Source organism: Metapseudomonas boanensis (genome assembly GCF_042232855.1).
Lineage (GTDB): Bacteria > Pseudomonadota > Gammaproteobacteria > Pseudomonadales > Pseudomonadaceae > Metapseudomonas > Metapseudomonas boanensis.
On the sequence record NZ_CP113889.1, the window covers coordinates 1,743,297 to 1,760,684 of the forward strand.

Consider the following 17,388-nt stretch of genomic DNA (forward strand, 5'->3'; position numbering starts at 1 on the left):
CCCTGGATGAGTTAAGCTTTTGCCTAGGTTCCTGGAGTCATCATGCTAAGCCTCGCCGACCTCTTCCTCTTCATGCTGTTCGCCGCAGGCGCGGCCTGGTTGTGGCGCAGCCATGGCGTGCGTGAACGCGCACTGCAGTTGGCCAAGCAACATTGCGCTCGCCTGGATGTGGAATTGCTCGACGGCAACGTCGCCTTTCGCCGTCTGGCCATGGTCCGCGACGCCAAGGGCAACCGACGCCTTGCCCGCCTCTATGACTTCGAGTTCACCGTGACAGGCGAACAGCGCCTGACCGGCAGCATCCAGATGTTCGGCCAGCGGCTCGGACGCATCGAGCTTCAGGCCCACCCTTTCCAGGCCCAGGCACAGCATGACAGCAAGGTCATCCAGATGACCGAGTGGCGCCGCACCCACCCCAAGGCGGATGAGCAGCGCCGGGTCGATTAGAGCAGCCCCAACGCCTTCAGGCTTGCTTTACCCAACTCGATACGCTTTGGCGCATCGCTAAGCTGGGACATGTCGATGTTGAGGGCGAAGGCGTAAACCTTGTCGTCCTGCTTCACCCAGCCCACCCACCAGCCGATCGCCGGTGTGCTGCTGTCAGCCCAACCGGTCTTGCCGTGCAGCTGCCAGCCCGGGCCCTGCTCCAACAGGGTGATCTGGCGGACCGCGGCCTGGGCCTCCTCCGGGAACGGCAGCTGCCCCTGAGCCAGACGGGCGAGGAAACCGGTCTGTTCCATGGCGCTGATCGCCAGGGGGCCATCCAGCCAAAATCTGTCCACAACCTGACCAATCTCGCCATTGCCATAACCGAGCTGACGGACGCCCGCCTGGATTCGTTCCAGGCCCACCCGACGCGCTAGCTCCTGGTAAATCGCCACGTTGGAGATCCGAATAGCCTCGCGCAGGCTCATGTCGCGCTCCCACGCTTTCATCCATTGCGGCTTGCCGCCATAGGGCAACACCTCGTCGAAACTCTTCACCGCACCTGTGGATAAACCAATTAGGCTGTTGGGGATCTTAAAGGTAGAAGCCGGCGCGAAGCGCGTTTCGGCCCGCGCCCGATCATGGCCGATGTAGCGATCGGCGCCGACGTCGTAGACCACGAAGGTCCCGCGTAGCTTCGCCTCGCTGAACAGCTGCGCCACTGCCGGGCTCTCCAGCCAGGTGGGCGCAGCCAATACGTGGCTGGCAAACAGGACCAGCAGCCCTGTGAATAACTTTTTCATAGTCGAGTTCCCTTCTGGATAGTGCGATTGATCATGCAGGCCGGAGCAGGAACGCCGCAGTGCGTTCCGCACTGGATGCGGGGAACTCCTGCATGAAGCAATGTCCACCGTCCACCACCAGGGCGCTGACATGGCCGTTCTGCGCGGTCAGGCGCGCCACCGACTTGGCCACGAACGGATAGCTGTTCTGCCCGTGGAGCACCAGCGTCGGCGTAACGATCCGGCCCAACGAAGGCCAAAGACGCTTGGGAAACGAGCTGAAGATCTCGGCCTCGCGGCTTGGTCGGCATTTGAGCTCGACGCCGCCATCCACCTCCTTGAGCGCATGGTCGATGTAACCCTGGAAGGCTTCCTCCGCCCAGCCCTTGAAGATGCCGCGTCCATGCAGGTTGGCCCAGGCCGCCCGGCGATCCGCCCAATGGTGGCGACGGGCCCTGGCGCGGCTAGCCATGGTGGTGCGACGGTGCAGCCCTAGCACCTCGGAGAAAGCCATGGCGCCAATCATCGCCGTGGTGAAAAACACCGGGTCGAGCAGCACTGCGCGCCGGAACAGGTCGGGGTGGCGGGCCATGATCAGACTGCTCAGAACCCCGCCGAAGCTATGCCCGGCAGCGAAGCGCGGCACCTCGCCAAAACGGGCGCGCCCTACCTCGAAGGCTTCCACGGCCAACTCGGCATTGCGATTCCAGCCAAGGAAGCGGCCACCGTGGTCGCTGTCGCCATGACCCTGGATATCGCAGAGCCAGAGGTCGAAGTCCTGCGCCAGCAGCTGCAGCATGGGCGCGTAGGTGCGGCCGCAGAAACCATTGCCGTGCAGGAAGTGCAGCAGCGGCTTGCCGGATACCGGGCTGTGCCAGCCACGCAGGGTGAATCCAGCCGAACTCGAATGGGACCAGGGGATCAATTGCATCGAACAGGCCTCGAAATGACAGCGCGCAGTTTAGCCATAGCGCTGCGTTGAAGGCAGATGCAGAGGGCACCCGTGGTATCGTTTCAGCCCCAAACCCAAGGACTGCTGGCCTTGCTGACCCGCCCCCTGCGCATCGCACTGCTCATCCTGCTGCTGCTCGCTGGCCTGTTCACGGTGATGCACCTCGCCGGACGCCACGCCGAACAGCAAGCATTGCATGAGGAAGGCAAGCTGGCCCGTGAACAACTGGCGCTCTATGCCGGAACGCTGCAGACGCTGATCGACCGTTATCGCGCCCTGCCCGCCGTGCTGGCCCTGGACCCGGAGTTGCGCACTGCGCTCGATGGCCCTGTGGATAACCTCTTGCAGCGCCAGCTCAACCTGAAGCTGGAGCGCACCAACGAGGCCGCTGGCTCCACCACCCTGGAACTGTTGGACCGGACCGGCCTCGCGGTCGCAGCCAGCAACTGGCGTCTGGCCACCAGTTTCGTTGGGCACAACTACGGCTTTCGTCCCTACTTCCAGCAAACCCGCACACGGGGCAGCGGACGTTTTTATGCGGTGGGAGTGACCAGCGGCATCCCTGGCTATTTTCTCTCCCAGGCCGTGCGCAACGAGCAGGACGAATTCCTCGGGGCCGTGGTGGTCAAGCTGGAGTTTCCGGAACTCGAGCAGGAATGGAGTCAGCGCCCGGATATCATCCTTGTCAGCGATGCCAAGGGTGTAGCGTTCATCGCCAACCAGCCGGGCTGGCGTTACCGCGAGCTGCAGCCACTCTCCGCGCAAAGCCGGGCCGAGTTGGCCACGACCCGGCAGTATGACAAGCAGCCCCTGGCGCCGCTGGCCCATCGCACTCTGCAGACGCTGGGCGAAGGCAGCCGGATGGTACGCGTTGACGGCCCGGTCGGAAGCGCCGACTACCTATGGGAAAGTCTGCCCTTGCCCAGCGAGGGCTGGACGCTGCACCTGCTGCGCAACCCGCAAAGCGTTGCCAGCAGCGGCCGCAGTGCGGCGCTGGCGGCGGGTGGTGCCTGGCTCGCGCTGTTCTTCCTCGGCCTCTTCCTGCACCAGCGCTGGCGCATGGCCCGTCTGCGCCAGCGCAGCCGTGAGGAACTGGAGCGCCTGGTTGAACAGCGCACAGCCGCTCTTCGGACAGCACAGGATGGTTTGGTGCAGGCAGCCAAACTCGCGGCGCTCGGGCAGATGTCCACAGCACTGGCCCATGAGATCAACCAACCACTCACTGCTCTGCAGATGCACCTGGCCAGCCTGCGCCTGATGCTCGATAACAATCAGCTGGAACAGGCGCGCAAGGCCCTGCCCAGGCATGAGGAGCTGTTGCAGCGCATGGCAGCACTCACCAGTCACTTGAAAACCTACGCCCGCAAGACACCGGGCGGGCTACGCGAATGCCTGGAACTGGGCAGCGTTGTGGATAAGTCCCTGCAACTGCTGGCACCCAACCTGCGCGATGCCCAGGTGAAGATTCACCAGGAGCTGAACGTGCCGGCCTGGATTTCCGGCGATGCCATCCGCCTTGAACAAGTCATGGTCAACCTGTTGCGAAACTCCCTGGACGCCGTAGCGGACAAGCCCCACCCAGAGTTGTGGATAACCCTGTGCCGCGAGGAAGACTCCTGGTTGCTCAGCGTCGCGGACAATGGCGGCGGGATAGCCGACGCCGACTTGCCGCAGATATTCGACCCCTTCTTCACTACCAAACCGGCGGGTGCCGGTTTGGGCATCGGACTGGCGGTATCCTTCGCCATCGTCCATGAGCTGGGAGGCACCCTGAGCGCCGCCAACCAGGGCGAAGGCGCCGTGTTCAGACTGCGCCTGCCTGTGGATAAAACCCGAGAGGACTCCCTATGCCCGTCCAGGTGATTTTCGTCGATGACGAAGCGGCCATCCGCGAGGCCGTTCGTGAATGGTTGGAGCTGTCCGGCTACCTGGTACGCACCGAAGCCAGCGCCGAGGAGTGCCTGAAACATCTGGACGCCGACTTCGCCGGAGTGGTGATCAGCGACCTGCGCATGCCCGGCATGGACGGCATGGCCCTTTTGCAAGCCATCCAGGCCCTGGACCGGGAGCTGCCGGTGCTGATGGTCACCGGCCATGGCGACGTACCCCAGGCGGTCGAGGCCATGCGTTTCGGCGCCTACGACTTCATCGAGAAGCCTTTCACCGCCGAGCGTCTGCTGGAAAGCCTGCGCCGTGCCCTGGAAAAACGCCGGCTGGTGCAGGAAAACCGTCATCTGCGCCTGCAGGTCGACCTCAAGGATCAGCTCGATGGTCGCCTGCTGGGGATATCCCGCCCCATGGTCCACCTGCGTCGGCAGGTATTGGATCTGGCGCAGACGCCGGTCAACGTCCTGCTGCGCGGCGAAACCGGCAGCGGCAAGGAAATGGTAGCCCGCTGCCTGCACGACTTCGGACCGAGGGCCGGCAAGCCCTTCGTCGCACTGAACTGCGCCGCCATCCCGGAGAACCTCTTCGAGAGCGAACTGTTCGGCCACGAGAGCGGCGCCTTCACCGGTGCCCAGGGCAAACGCATCGGCAAGATCGAGCATGCCCACGGCGGCACCTTGTTCCTCGACGAGATCGAGAGCATGCCTCTTGCACAGCAGGTCAAGCTGCTACGGGTGTTGCAGGAACAGCGCCTGGAGCGTCTGGGTTCGAATCAGAGCATCGCTGTGGATATCCGTGTGATCGCCGCCACCAAGCCAGACCTGCGCGACGAAGTCCGCGCGGGGCGATTCCGTGAGGATCTGCTCTACCGCCTCAACGTCGCCGAGCTGCAGTTGCCAGCCCTGCGCGACCGCCGCGAAGACATCCTGCTGTTGTTCGAGCACTTCGCCCACGCCGCCAGCGAGCGACTCGGCCGCCCCTCCCCAACGCTGACACCGGCTGAGCTGGCACATCTGCTGGCGCATGACTGGCCGGGCAACGTGCGCGAACTGGCGAACGCCGCTGAACGCCATGTGTTGGGGTTATCCACAGGGAGTACGCAGGGTGCCGAGGCCGAACCGTCCCTGGCTGAACTGATGGAATCCTACGAAGCCCAGTGCCTGCGCCAGGCGCTGGCTCGCTCACAAGGTGATATCAAGGCGGTCATGAGCCTGCTGCAACTGCCCCGCCGCACCCTCAACGAGAAGATGGTGCGCCACGGCCTGGCGCGCAGCGAGTTCCTGCGCGGCGAGGACGACTGACCCTGTGGAAAACTGCTGATTTAGAGGGTTGCTGAGCGAAGCGAAGCCAACGACCCCGGATAGGGACCGCGCAATGTTGGTTTTGCAGAGCCAGCGCCAACCTACGCAGCGTAATAGTCTGCTGATCCTGGCGACTCTGTAGGACAGGTCATCGGCCTGCTTTACGAATGTATTCGCACCTGCAAGCGAGCACGGCCATCACATCACCGACTGATCGGCGGAATCTTGCTCATCGGCTTGTAGGCATCGGCAATATTCCGCGCATGCCCCCTGAAAGAAGCCGCTAAAACCCCTCTATTCCGGGCCTTTCCTCCCCTGGCACAGGTCCTGCTAAGTGCTCATCGCTCATGCACCGCCCAGCGCTGTGCCCACAACAACAACGATGACTCGAGGAAAGATGATGGATAACTCCAGCACCCTGACTGCCTCAGCTGTACACCGCACCACATCGCAACGCATCAAGTCCATTTTCAGCGGCTCGGTCGGCAACCTGGTCGAGTGGTACGACTGGTACGTCTACGCCGCCTTCTCGCTGTACTTCGCCAAGGCGTTCTTCCCCCAGGGCGACTTGACCGCCCAGTTGCTCAACACTGCCGCGATCTTCGCCGTGGGCTTCCTGATGCGGCCCATCGGTGGCTGGCTGATGGGCATCTACGCCGATCGCAAGGGCCGCAAGGCTGCGCTGTTGGCCTCTGTTCTGCTGATGTGCTTTGGCTCGCTGATCATCGCGCTGACCCCCAGCTATGAATCCATCGGCATTGCCGCGCCCATCCTGCTGGTGGTCGCACGCCTGCTGCAGGGTCTGTCGGTAGGCGGTGAGTACGGTACTTCTGCCACCTACCTGTCAGAAATGGCGACCCACGAGCAACGCGGCTTCTTCTCCAGTTTCCAGTACGTGACGCTGATCTCCGGCCAGCTCATCGCGCTGGCGGTGCTGATCGTGTTGCAGCAGTCCCTGAGCACCGAACAGCTGGAAAGCTGGGGCTGGCGCGTACCCTTCCTGATCGGCGCCCTTTGCGCGGTGGTGGCCATGTTCCTGCGTCGCGGCATGGAAGAAACCGACTCCTTCACCAAGAAGAAGGAGAAGTCGAAGGAAAGCCTGATGCGCACCCTGATGCGCCATCCGAAGGAGCTGCTCACAGTAGTCGGACTGACCATGGGCGGTACCCTGGCCTTCTACACCTACACCACCTACATGCAGAAGTACCTGGTGAACACCGTGGGCATGAGCAAGGGCGACTCGACCATGATCTCGGCCGCCACGCTGTTCCTCTTCATGCTGTTGCAGCCAATCGTGGGCGGGCTTTCCGACAAGATCGGCCGTCGCCCGATCCTGATCGCCTTCGGCGTCCTCGGTACTCTGTTCACCTACCCGATCCTGAGTACCCTGCACACCATCGAAACCTGGTGGGGCGCGTTCTTCCTCATCATGGCGGCGCTGATCATCGTCAGCGGCTACACCTCGATCAACGCCGTGGTGAAGGCCGAGCTGTTTCCCACCGAGATCCGCGCCTTGGGCGTAGGCCTGCCCTATGCGCTGACCGTGTCGATCTTCGGCGGCACCGCTGAATACGTGGCGCTGTGGTTCAAGAGCATCGGCATGGAAAGCGGCTTCTACTGGTACGTCACCGCGTGCATCGCCTGCTCTCTGCTGGTGTACGTCTTCATGAAGGACACCCGTACCCACTCCCGGATGAACCAGGAATGAAGGAGCCCTGAAGGCTCATGCCCCAGCACTCTCCAGGGGCCTTTTTATCGCAATCAACGGGCCCTTCGGGGCCCGTTTTCGTTTTGGGGTCAGTAGGTGGCCTATAGGCCGCCAGGGGAATGAATTCGCTCCAACAAAGCGCGACCGCCTCGGTGTGGGGGAAAATTCACTGGCCTAGGGCCGGCAACAATCGTGATTCCCTACAGCTACACGAGGCGACAGGCCTCGAACGCGGCCTTCAATGCCGCCTCGTCCTGAGCCTCGGCAAAGATCAGCTCCAGCCGCGAATCCTTGCGCCATTCACTGGCCTGCCAATGGATCGCCGCCCCCTCCAGCGCATTGCCAGATAGCCAGCCGGCATTGGTGTGCAGCACTAGCTTGGCCCGTCGCCACGGCAGTCTGGAAAGCCATATCTGGACCCGCATCAACTCGAAATACTGGCTCGGATGCCAGCGCCAACCAATGCTCCAACCCTCGTTTTGGGACTGGATCTGGCAGATCGGTTGTGCCGGATTTGTCCACAAAGTCGGAGTTTCACCCACAGCTGTTGGTAACTGGTTGATATCTACAGCTTTTCCACTTTGTGCATGGATACCCGGTAGCTCCGAGATATCGAGCCTTCCCCAACTTGCCCACAGCACCTTGATAGGGGGCAATTGCTTGAGAAGTTTTCCACATGTGGATGAGTCCAGGTGTTCCGACTTGTTTAATATCAATAGGCCAGCACCCGGTAGGGCCTCCCGCTGGCTGTCCGGTAGGGCTTGGCCTGTAGCTAAGGCCGCTGCGTCCAGCACCATGACGCTGGGTTGAAGCGCCAGTACCCCTTCCCAGGGGGGTTCACGTAGCTGACGCTGAATCTCGAGGGGATGGCCGAGTCCGGAGGGTTCTATCAGTAGCCGGTCCGGCCTCGCCTTGCGTAGCAGGCGCGCAAGCCCAACCTGGAATGGCGCGCCATTGACGCAGCAGACGCAACCGCCTGCCACCTCCGCAAGACTGATGCCGTCGTCATCGCTGCTAAGAAGGGCGGCATCCAGACCGATCTGGCCGAATTCGTTGATTAGCACTGCCCAGCGTTCGTGGGCAGGACGTTGTGCCAGCAACTGACGGATCAGACTGGTCTTGCCAGCCCCCAGGGGGCCGGCAATGAGATGGGTGGGGATATGTGTAAGCATGGCTCCATGGTGCTGCGTCACAGCCCTCGAGGAAAGCTGCGTGTTAGAGTCGCCGCCATTCAGTTCAGGAGCGATCCCAATGCGTGTGTGGTTGCTGATGTTGCTGGCCCTGTCCTCCGAGGTGCACGCCGAAGCCTGCGTCGTGCATACCCAAGCCGAGCGGCTGGAAGTGAAGCTTTGCCAGGAAAACCGCAGTATTCCTCCGACACTCTTCCGCGAAGGCTTCTGCCAACCGCAAATACAGGGGCAGAAAGTCGAGGTCAGCTTCGCCCCGCACTGCCCCTCCGGCGCCTTCGGCATCTGCCGCAATGCCCAAGTGAGCAACCAGCCTTACCGCCAGGATATCCACTACTATGGTGTAGCCAGCGATACCCGTTACCTCAAGCCGTTTTGCGAAGGGCAGAGCCAAGGAACGTGGGAGTAGCACTGGCATCGCGTCCTTGTAGGGCCGAATTCATTCGCCAAGGGCTGCGCCCTAGCCTCAACTCGAGGGTCAGCCTTGGTGTCCTCGCGGGGCGCTATCTTTGGCTCCGCGTCGACCCACCATCCGTTCAGCCCAGCCAGTCCAGGGTAAGCAGCAGGCGGCTTTCCCCGGGCGCCGGCCGCGGGGACCTGTGGATAATTCCCCGCCCCTCATTCCCCAGCCACTTTTCTCCCTTGAACAGCGCCACGTCGCCTGCAGCTAACTGCTGGTTATCCACAACCTGGAGGAGTTCGGCTGACGAGTCAGCAAGGCGGGCTCGCGGAAAGTCATCCTCGCGCAACCATTGGCTTGCGCAACCGGCGTAGGTGGTGATCAAGCGCAGCGGCACGTGGTCGACGTGAAAGCGTGGGCACATGGCCTTGTCCAATCGGCGCAGCCGTAAGCCTATATGTCGGGCGTCCACCAGGCAGGCAAATCCACGCACCAGCCAGGCGACGTCCGCAACGAAACCTGCGTAGCCGTCCAGGTGGGCAAAGCCGGTCGCCAGCCCGTCAAGCGAAGGCTCACTGTCCGACGTTTGCAGCTCGATCGTCATGGACTCGCTTAGCGGTTCGCCAAGCGCTACCAAGGCGCTGGCGAACCCGGCGACGTGCAACGGCAGGCGGCGTTGCCAGACGGCCAGGTTGGTCCCGTCTCGCAGAACTTCGCTGAGTACCTCCGGACTATCACCCAGCACCTGTCGCGGCGCAGCCTCCCGCTGCCACGCCAGCATCAGGCGAGCTCCTCATGCCAGGGGCCGAATGGATCAGCGAACTGCCCCCAGGCTTCACGACCCAGGGCCATCTCACCATCGTCCAGCAAGCAGGCATCAAGCTCGGCGGTAAGGCGAGCAAAGTCGATGCCCTGGCCGATGAACACCAGCTCCTGACGGCAGTCTCCAACATCGGGCATCCAGTTCTTCATGACCTGCTGGAGCCCCTCTCCATCCTGCGGCCAATGTGCCTGGGGCACAAAGCGCCACCAGCGCCCCGCGTACCCGTGACGCATCAACCCACCGGCCTGGGACCAATTGCCTGCCTCTTCCGGTTTGCTGGCCAGCCAGAAGAAGCCCTTCGAGCGCAGCAGGCGGCCATTGGTCCACTCCCGATTCAGGAAAGCGAAGAAACGCTGTGGATGGAACGGCCGGCGTGCGCGGTAGCCGGCGGAGGCGATGCCGTATTCCTCGGTTTCCGGCACATGCTCGCCGCGCAATTCCTTGAGCCATCCGGGCGCTTGGGCCGCGCGCTCGAAGTCGAAATGGCCAGTATCGAGAATCTGCTTCAGATCGACCTGGCCCATGATCATCGGCAGGACTCGGGCACCGGGATTGAGACGTTGCAGGATCGCCGTCAGCTCCTCGCGTTCAGCGCTGGAAATCAGGTCGACCTTGCTGATCAGGATGACGTCGGCGAACTCCACCTGCTCGATCAACAGGTCGCTGACGGATCGCTCATCCTCATCACCCAAGGTCTCGCCGCGGCTGGCAAGGCTGTCAGCCGCCTGGTAGTCGGCAAGGAAATTGACCCCGTCGACTACGGTGACCAAGGTGTCCAGCCGCGCCAGATCGGACAGGCTGCGGCCCTGTTCGTCACAAAAGGTGAAGGTCTCAGCTACTGGAAGCGGCTCGGAGATGCCGGTGGACTCGATCAGCAGGTAGTCGAAACGCCCCTCGCGGGCCAAGCGGCTGACCTCCTCCAGCAAATCTTCGCGCAGGGTGCAGCAGATGCAGCCGTTGCTCATCTCGACGAGTTTCTCGTCGGCACGGTTCAGACTGACGTCGCGTTGCACTTCGCTACCGTCGATGTTGATTTCGCTCATGTCATTGACGATGACCGCCACGCGCAGTTGTTCGCGGTTCTTCAGCACATGGTTGAGCAGCGTGCTCTTGCCGGCTCCGAGGAAGCCGGACAGCACGGTTACGGGAAGTCGGGATGGCATTGGGGTCTCCTCAGGCATGGCGCTGGTGGCGCTCTCGTTGTTCCTGGCGCTCTTTGGCTTCGATGCACAGGGTTGCGGTGGGGCGTAACAGCAGGCGCTGCAGGCCGATCGGTTCACCAGTTTCGGCGCACCAGCCGTATTCGCCGCGAGCCAGGCGCTCCAACGCCTGGTCGATCTTGTCCAACAGCTTCTTCTCGCGCTCGAGGAGGCGCAGTTGCCACTGGCGTCGTTCTTCACGGCAGGCGAGGTCGGCCTCATCACTCGCCGGCTCGACATTCCGCAACTCACCAAACTCATCCTCGATGCGCTGCTGCAACTCCTCGCGCTGGCCCTGCAGCAAGGTTCGGAAGTACGCCTGCTGGGCCTCATTCATGTAGGCATCGGCAGGTTGGGCGAGCAGGTCTTCCTGGCTGAACTGGGTATCGGACATGGTCACGTTCGCTTGGTGTTTTAATTGTTATAACATAACATGTGGAATTCATTCCAAGCCGAGGTTCTCGATGAACGCCCTCACCCTTCCGGACATCGCAGCCCAATCCACCACCGAACCAGCCTCGCTGGATTGGGTCGGCATGTGCGACATCGCCGTGCCACTGTTGCTGGAAGATCAGCGCATCAACGCGCGTGCCGACGCCGGCGTGAGCCTTGATGACCCCGGCGCACGAGGCATTCACATGTCGCGTCTGTACCTGGCACTGGGTGCTCTGCAACACCAAAGACTGACGCCGGCCGTGCTGCAAGGGCTGCTAAGGCAGTTCCTCGACAGCCACCAGGGCCTTTCCAGCAACGCTTACCTTCGCCTGCGTGGGGAGGCTCTGTTGAGTCGCCCAGCTCTGGTCAGCCCGCTGTCCGGGTGGAAGGCTTACCCCTTCGAGATCGATGCACGCCAGGACTCATGGGGGTTTCACGTGGAACTACGACTGCAGGTGGCCTACTCCTCCACCTGCCCATGCTCTGCGGCTCTCGCCCGCCAACTCATCCAGCACCGCTTCAAGGAGGACTTCGCCGGTAAGCCGCTGGACCCTGAGGCGGTCCTCGAATGGCTCGGCAGCAGCCAGGGGATAGTCGCCACGCCGCACAGCCAACGCAGTTGCGCGCAGATCCAGGTCCGCCTGACCGCCATAAACGAGCTACCTCTGCAACGGCTGATCGACCTCGCCGAGCAGACCCTGGGCACGGCGGTGCAGACGGCAGTCAAGCGGGCGGACGAACAGGCATTCGCCCTGGCCAATGGACAGAACCTGATGTTCTGCGAGGACGCGGCGCGCCGCCTGGATCAGGCGCTACGCGGGGAAAGCTGGCTGGATGGTTTCCACCTCAGGGTCGTGCACGCGGAGAGCCTCCACGCACACGACGCCGTCGCCGAAAGCCGCTGGACCCACTATGCGTAGATATCCGCACGACTCCACGGCAGCTCATGGGAGCCGTCCACATGGGGCTTCAGCGCAAGGATCTGGTGCAGGTTGATCCAGCCCTTCTGAAAGGCATGGGAACATCCGGCGAGATAGAGACGCCAGATCCGTAGCGCCTGCTCCGGAACCAGCTGTGCCGCCTGTTCCAACCTGGCCTCCAGGTTGCCGCTCCAGAGCTCCAGGGTACGCGCGTAGTGCAGGCGCAGGCTTTCGACATCAACCACCTCCAGCCCCGCCAGACTGAGCTGCGCCACCATCGTGGACAGGTGCGGCAACTCGCCATGGGGAAAGACATAGCGATCGATGAATTCGCCGGCGCCACGAGCCACCGGGCGTCCATCCGGATGCCGGGCAGTGATGCCGTGATTCATGATCAAGCCGCCGTCACGCACTGCACCAAACAACCGCTGGCAGTACCCGAGCAGGTTGGCGTGGCCAACATGCTCGAACATGCCAACGCTGACCGCCTTGTCGAAGCGGCCGTCCTGAGGCAAGTCGCGGTAGTCCAGCAGCTCCAGCTCCACCTGTCCTTCCAGTCCCTCAGCCTTGACCCGCTCACGTCCCAGCGCCAGCTGCTCACGGCTCAGGGTGATACCAAACACCCGCACACCGTACTCACGCGCTGCAAAGCGCGCCAGGCCTCCCCAGCCGCAGCCTACATCCAGCAAGTATTCACCAGCCTTGAGCCGAAGCTTACGGCAGAGAAGGTGCAACTTGGCCACTTGGGCAGTATCCAGGTCTTCGCTCCCCGTGGGGAAATAGGCGCAGGAATAGACCATCTCGCGGTCTAGCCAGAGCTGGTAGAAGTCGTTGGACAAGTCGTAATGATAGGAAATGGCCTTGGCGTCGGTGTCCTTGTCGTGGGCCGCATACTCGGGCGGTGCCCCGTTGTCTTCGCTGCTCACCAGCGCTTCGGTCAGCGCATCGCCGACCCGGATCACCTCGAGAATCGGCCCTTCAAGCTCCAGCCGGCCCTCCACGTAAGCGGACCCCAGCGTGTCCAGGCTGGGATTGGCCAACAACGACACCAGGCCGGGATCCTTGACCACCATCGTGACTGTTGGATCCGGCCCGAACTGAACCTCCTTGCCATCCCACAAGCGCAGGCGAAGTGGCAGTTGCAGTTCCCGAAGGACCGGAGGAAGTTGCGCCAGCATGTGATTCCCTCCTTAGCAAAGACACTTGAAAGGTAGACCACCTTGTTCAGTTGTCAGGCTATCGAGTTGATAGTTCAACTCTATCCCGCCCGATGGCGACGACTGGCTCTTAGAAAGTCAAAGCCCACCTGATAGGCAGCCCGCGTGTCGGGACGAACTGACTTTCGACATTAATTAGCCATTAATTTGACTAAAATTCATTTTAGAGTAATTAGATTTGACAAATGTCAACTTAATGACTTTCGGCGGGTTTGGAGTACTCCTTTTGATTCATCAATACCTAACCGCCTCGAGAAACACTAGAAGCCATAGCTTGGGGGGAAGGAGTCCCCATGAAAACGCCAACACGCCGCAGCCAGGGAGATTACACGCCCCCTCCAGCAAGACGGATATTTCTCAAGGCTACAGCGGTCGTCCTGGCTATACCCGCAATCACCCAATCCTTCTTGGTCGAAGGGAGACACAGGCGAGATGATGATGAGCGCAGCAATTTCGTCATCCCCCCCAGTCCACCCACCATTCCTTGGGTGATCCGGCTACCCGACGAGATCACCGTGCTCCAACCTGTGGTCCTGGATCCCCCCCCGACCGAAGCCGCGAATACCGCAGCAGGTGAGGCGGGGAGGGCGCCCCATCAGCGCTTCAACGAACTGGGCGTCGCAGTGGCTTGTGAACTGCGGGCTAAGGAGCGTCCAGACTGGCTGTTCAACCCCGCATATCCCCTGCAACGAATCTGGGGCTATGAAGGCAACGTTGTAGGCGCCACCACACCCGGCCCGACAATCTTTGCCCACTACGGGCAGCCGATGGTGCTGCGTATTCACAACGAGCTACCCCAGGACCATGTCGGATTCGGCTCGCCGGAAATCGCCACTCACCTGCATAACGCCCACGTCGGCTCGGAGAGCGACGGTTTCCCCGGCGACTTCTACAGCGCCAACAAGGCCGGACCGACACTGGCCTCGCCAGGCGAGTTCCAGGACCACCACTACGGAAACATCTACGCAGGTGTGGACGAATTCCAGAACGCTATAGGCGACCCGCGCGAGGCACTGGGCACGCTCTTCTACCATGATCATACGTTCGACTTCACAGCGCCGAACTTGTACCGCGGCCTGTTCGGATTCTTCTTCCTGTTCGACGACATCGACTCCGGCAACGAGCGAGACCCGAACCCCGGCGCCCTGTGCCTGCCCAGCCACCCCTTCGACTATCCGCTGAGCTTCAGTGACAAGCGCTTCGATCCCAACGGCATCCTGTACTGGGATCAGGTAAATCCTGAAGGCGTGTTGGGCGACAAGGTCTGCGTCAACGGCTACATCGAACCGGTGCTGCAGGTCGCTGCTCGCAAATACCGCTTCCGCCTGCTCAACGCCGGCCCGAGCCGCTTCTACGAGCTCTACCTGGTGTCGCCACAGGAGAGGGAGCAGACCTTCACCTACATCGCCAATGACGGCAACCTGCTGCCGGCGCCCCTGCTCGACCAGACCAAGGTACGTCTCGGTGTTGCCGAGCGGGCCGACATCGTGGTCGACTTTTCGCGCTACCCGGTTGGTACAGAGCTGTATCTGGTGAACCGCCTCACCCATCGACCGGAAGATACTCGCCAACCCAAGGACGTGCGGGAGCCGGGCGTGCGGGTCCTGAAGATCATCGTCGATCGCTTCCCGGCCGAGCAGGACGTCAGCCAAGTGCCGCCCGTGCTACGTCCACTTCGCCCACTGGATCCTGCAGAAATAGCCTCGGCTCCGGTCCGGCGCTGGGTCTTCGATCGCCGTAATGGCCTGTGGGCCGTGAACGAGCAGTTCTTCGACCCGGCCTTCATCAGTGCGCGGATCCGCCAGGGCAGCGCGGAGGTCTGGGAACTGGTCAACCCCGAAGACGGATGGGACCACCCGATCCATATCCACTTCGAGGAAGGCCGAATCCTCAGCAAGACGGTCAATGGCCAGAACGTGCCTATCCCTTCCCATGAGCAAGGCCGCAAGGACGTCTACGTGCTGGGCGAGAACATGACCATCCGCGTGTTCATTCGCTTCCGCGATTTCCTCGGCAAATACCCCATGCACTGCCACAACCTGATCCACGAGGACCACGCCATGATGGTGCGGTTCGATATCGAGAGCGATGCCAGCAGCCCATCAATGAGCGGTGAAAGCCGCACCACGACAACAGGAGGCCAGTCATGAACACTCGCCGCAACCTGCTGGCCGGGATGGGTCTTGCCGCATTGGGCGGCGCGTTCTGGTATGGCGTGCCTGAAGTAATTGGCGGCTCGAATCCCCGCAAAGTTCCCCACCCGCCGTTCGCCAACGTCACGCTCTACACCCAGGATGGAGAAGAAGTGCATTTCTACGACGATCTGGTTCGCGGAAAAGTCGTCGCCATCAACATGATGTACGTCCACTGTGAAGGCATCTGCCCAACCATGACCGCCAATCTGCGCAAGGTTCAGGAGCTCCTCGGCAGCCGTCTGGGCAGGGACATTTTCATGTACTCCATTACCCTGCAGCCACACTTGGACACCCCACAAGTGCTCAAGGCTTATGCCGAGAAACACGGGGTCAAGCCTGGCTGGTTGTTCCTCACCGGTGAGCCCGATGATGTCAGGCGACTGCGCTACAGCCTTGGCTTCTTTGATCCAGTTCCGGAGGTGGATGACGACCTCTCGACCCACACCGGAATGCTTCGTATCGGGAACGACCGCACCCAGCGCTGGACCATGGCTCCGGCCCTCTGCGAAGCGCCGCGCATCATCGCCACCATCAACCATGTAGACACGTCGATGGTCGTTACGCGTTACAGGCAACTGGAAGCCACTGGGTAGCTGGGCCAGGGCACATGCCACCCGGAAGCGGGTCCCGATCGTGGCCGCAGCAAAGCTCGGTCGCGCGGCCCGGTGGGCACCTCGAAATGTGAAGGGAAGGCCCGGAGCCTGCCTTCATTTCATTTCATTTTTCTGAGTGGTCATTGCGCTCGATGAAGGCGAGCAGATGTTCATTCCCGTCCAGGATCTCAGCACATATCGCCGCCCTCGACGCTACGCCGTCTCCGTTCTTCAAAGAGCCAAGGACCTCCCAGTGGTGCTCGATGGCGATCTGCTCGGAGAAGTTATGGTAAGCCTGGGCAATCAGCGGCCCAGTGCGCATCCATAGACTGTCGAGGAAGCTCCGTAACAAGGGCATGGCGGCAATATCGGCAAGTGCAAAGTGGAAAGCCTGGTTGAGCTTGAGCGCCTCGACGAAGTCGCCACTCTTTATCGCCCGCAAATTGGCATTGATGTTGTCCTCCAGCAGGGTCAACTCCTGTGCCGTCGCACGCGTGGCCGCGGTTTCTGCTGCCAGTCCTTCCAGCGCGAGGCGGATGCTTCGAATCTCCAGATACTGCTCTTTGCCAAGCACCGGAACGCGGATGTCCTTGGGTGTCTTCAGCACCGGCGCCTGCTCCTTGGCGAGTTGCAGAATGGCATCGCGGACCTGCGCGCCCATGGCGTCAAGCCTGCTGCGCTGCTCCTGGACGGCATCTTCGCCAGCGATGGCGTATTCGCCGACCCCGCTGGTTTCCTCGCCGAAGCGGTAGCGGTTGCTCGCTCCGAGGGACTGCTCTACATCGCCGATGAAGTCCAGTCCGGATTTGCCCGCACCGGCGCGACTATGTGGGGTTTCCAGAGGCACGCCGTGCAGCCGGACATCGTCACCCTGGGCAAGCCCATGGGGAACGGTCAGCCCATCGCCGGAGTGGTGGCCCGCGCAGAGGTGATCGAAAGCTTCGGCCGCAGCGTGCGCTACTTCAATACCTTCGGTGGGAATCCGGTTTCCTGTGCTGCCGCCAAGGCGGTGCTGGACGTCATCCAGGAAGAAGGCCTGCAGCAGCGCTCGGCAGAGCTCGGCGGCTACCTGTTGCAGGGTTTCCGCCGCCTCGCCGAACGCCACGAGCTGATTGGTGACGTGCGTGGAGCAGGGATGTTTTTCGGGATCGAACTGGTCAGCAATCGGGAGACAAAAGAGCCGGCTGCACTGGTTACCCGATACATCGTCAACGACCTACGCGAGCGCGGCGTGCTGATCAGTGCAGCAGGCCCTCGGGAGAACATCCTCAAGATTCGTCCGCTTCTCGCTTTCAAGAAGAAGCATGCCGACCTGATGCTTGATGCTCTGGATCAAGCACTCGGTGTGAGCATGAATTGAGAG

At 61.9% G+C, this 17,388-nt stretch carries 17 protein-coding genes; 9 read left to right on the forward strand and 8 right to left on the reverse strand.

The genetic code is table 11. The features are described from left to right. Positions 1–42 precede the first annotated feature (42 nt). On the forward strand, positions 43–447 hold the full coding sequence (locus tag OXH74_RS07965) for a DUF3301 domain-containing protein (protein ID WP_375740757.1): 405 nt from the start codon (positions 43–45) through the stop codon (positions 445–447). Here OXH74_RS07965 and blaOXA read toward each other — a convergent pair. Together blaOXA and OXH74_RS07975 are read right to left on the reverse strand one after the other, a co-directional pair. Then, positions 444–1,229: a class D beta-lactamase gene (gene blaOXA, locus OXH74_RS07970; protein ID WP_375740758.1), complete on the reverse strand. Its 786-nt coding sequence runs from the start codon at positions 1,227–1,229 to the stop codon at positions 444–446. The two genes, OXH74_RS07965 and blaOXA, sit on opposite strands and share 4 nt — an antisense overlap. A 31-nt stretch (positions 1,230–1,260) precedes the next feature. Next, a complete protein-coding gene (locus tag OXH74_RS07975) occupies positions 1,261–2,139 on the reverse strand; it encodes an alpha/beta fold hydrolase (RefSeq protein ID WP_375740759.1) in 879 nt (292 codons plus the stop codon). A gap of 57 nt (positions 2,140–2,196) precedes the next feature. Here OXH74_RS07975 and OXH74_RS07980 point away from each other — a divergent pair, with 57 nt between their 5' ends. The 3 genes from OXH74_RS07980 to OXH74_RS07990 all read left to right on the forward strand — a co-directional run bounded on the left by OXH74_RS07980 (position 2,197) and on the right by OXH74_RS07990 (position 7,056). Further along, positions 2,197–4,023: an ATP-binding protein gene (locus OXH74_RS07980; RefSeq protein WP_375740760.1), complete on the forward strand. Its 1,827-nt coding sequence runs from the start codon at positions 2,197–2,199 to the stop codon at positions 4,021–4,023. After that, positions 4,008–5,348 (forward strand): sigma-54-dependent transcriptional regulator, encoded by a 1,341-nt coding sequence (locus OXH74_RS07985; protein WP_375740761.1) that lies wholly within the window; start codon positions 4,008–4,010, stop codon positions 5,346–5,348. Before OXH74_RS07980 ends, OXH74_RS07985 begins: the two co-directional genes overlap by 16 nt. A 400-nt stretch (positions 5,349–5,748) precedes the next feature. After that, positions 5,749–7,056 carry an MFS transporter gene (locus OXH74_RS07990; protein ID WP_215375620.1) on the forward strand — a complete coding sequence of 436 codons (1,308 nt, stop codon included), beginning with the start codon at positions 5,749–5,751 and terminating at the stop codon, positions 7,054–7,056. Positions 7,057–7,262: 206 nt separating this feature from the next. Here the strand turns inward: OXH74_RS07990 and OXH74_RS07995 are convergent, their stop codons facing one another. Beyond that, complete coding sequence (locus OXH74_RS07995) at positions 7,263–8,228, reverse strand: CobW family GTP-binding protein (RefSeq protein WP_375740762.1); 966 nt, start codon at positions 8,226–8,228, stop codon at positions 7,263–7,265. Between the two features lie 79 nt (positions 8,229–8,307). Between OXH74_RS07995 and OXH74_RS08000 the strand changes: the two genes are divergently transcribed. Next, the gene (locus OXH74_RS08000; RefSeq protein WP_375740763.1) at positions 8,308–8,652 is read left to right on the forward strand and encodes an NADH:ubiquinone oxidoreductase; all 345 of its coding nucleotides are present in this window, start codon (positions 8,308–8,310) and stop codon (positions 8,650–8,652) included. Positions 8,653–8,779: 127 nt separating this feature from the next. Here OXH74_RS08000 and OXH74_RS08005 read toward each other — a convergent pair whose 3' ends face one another. Genes OXH74_RS08005 through dksA form a run of 3 tightly spaced genes read right to left on the reverse strand, consistent with a single transcriptional unit; the run spans position 8,780 to position 11,059 of the window. Continuing rightward, entirely contained in the window at positions 8,780–9,424 is a 645-nt protein-coding gene (locus tag OXH74_RS08005) for a DUF1826 domain-containing protein (RefSeq protein ID WP_375740764.1), read from the reverse strand. Continuing rightward, positions 9,424–10,629: a zinc metallochaperone GTPase ZigA gene (zigA, locus tag OXH74_RS08010; protein ID WP_375740765.1), complete on the reverse strand. Its 1,206-nt coding sequence runs from the start codon at positions 10,627–10,629 to the stop codon at positions 9,424–9,426. Before zigA ends, OXH74_RS08005 begins: the two co-directional genes overlap by 1 nt. Before the next feature lie 10 nt (positions 10,630–10,639). Further along, positions 10,640–11,059: an RNA polymerase-binding protein DksA gene (gene dksA / locus OXH74_RS08015; RefSeq protein ID WP_375740766.1), complete on the reverse strand. Its 420-nt coding sequence runs from the start codon at positions 11,057–11,059 to the stop codon at positions 10,640–10,642. A gap of 70 nt (positions 11,060–11,129) precedes the next feature. On the opposite strand from dksA, the gene folE2 reads away from it, so the two are divergent. Beyond that, positions 11,130–12,020 carry a GTP cyclohydrolase FolE2 gene (folE2, locus tag OXH74_RS08020; protein ID WP_375740767.1) on the forward strand — a complete coding sequence of 297 codons (891 nt, stop codon included), beginning with the start codon at positions 11,130–11,132 and terminating at the stop codon, positions 12,018–12,020. Here folE2 and cfaB read toward each other — a convergent pair. Further along, entirely contained in the window at positions 12,011–13,198 is a 1,188-nt protein-coding gene (gene cfaB / locus OXH74_RS08025; RefSeq protein ID WP_375740768.1) for a C17 cyclopropane fatty acid synthase CfaB, read from the reverse strand. The two genes, folE2 and cfaB, sit on opposite strands and share 10 nt — an antisense overlap. Before the next feature lie 554 nt (positions 13,199–13,752). On the opposite strand from cfaB, the gene OXH74_RS08030 reads away from it, so the two are divergent. Then, positions 13,753–15,387: a multicopper oxidase family protein gene (locus OXH74_RS08030; protein WP_375740769.1), complete on the forward strand. Its 1,635-nt coding sequence runs from the start codon at positions 13,753–13,755 to the stop codon at positions 15,385–15,387. Beyond that, complete coding sequence (locus tag OXH74_RS08035) at positions 15,384–16,025, forward strand: SCO family protein (protein WP_375740770.1); 642 nt, start codon at positions 15,384–15,386, stop codon at positions 16,023–16,025. The genes OXH74_RS08030 and OXH74_RS08035 overlap by 4 nt, the downstream gene beginning before the upstream one ends. 124 nt (positions 16,026–16,149) lie before the next feature. Here the strand turns inward: OXH74_RS08035 and OXH74_RS08040 are convergent, their stop codons facing one another. Further along, positions 16,150–16,686 (reverse strand): GntR family transcriptional regulator, encoded by a 537-nt coding sequence (locus OXH74_RS08040; protein ID WP_375740771.1) that lies wholly within the window; start codon positions 16,684–16,686, stop codon positions 16,150–16,152. Between OXH74_RS08040 and OXH74_RS08045 the strand changes: the two genes are divergently transcribed. Continuing rightward, on the forward strand, positions 16,654–17,385 hold the full coding sequence (locus tag OXH74_RS08045) for an aspartate aminotransferase family protein (protein ID WP_375740772.1): 732 nt from the start codon (positions 16,654–16,656) through the stop codon (positions 17,383–17,385). The genes OXH74_RS08040 and OXH74_RS08045 overlap by 33 nt on opposite strands. Positions 17,386–17,388 lie beyond the last annotated feature (3 nt).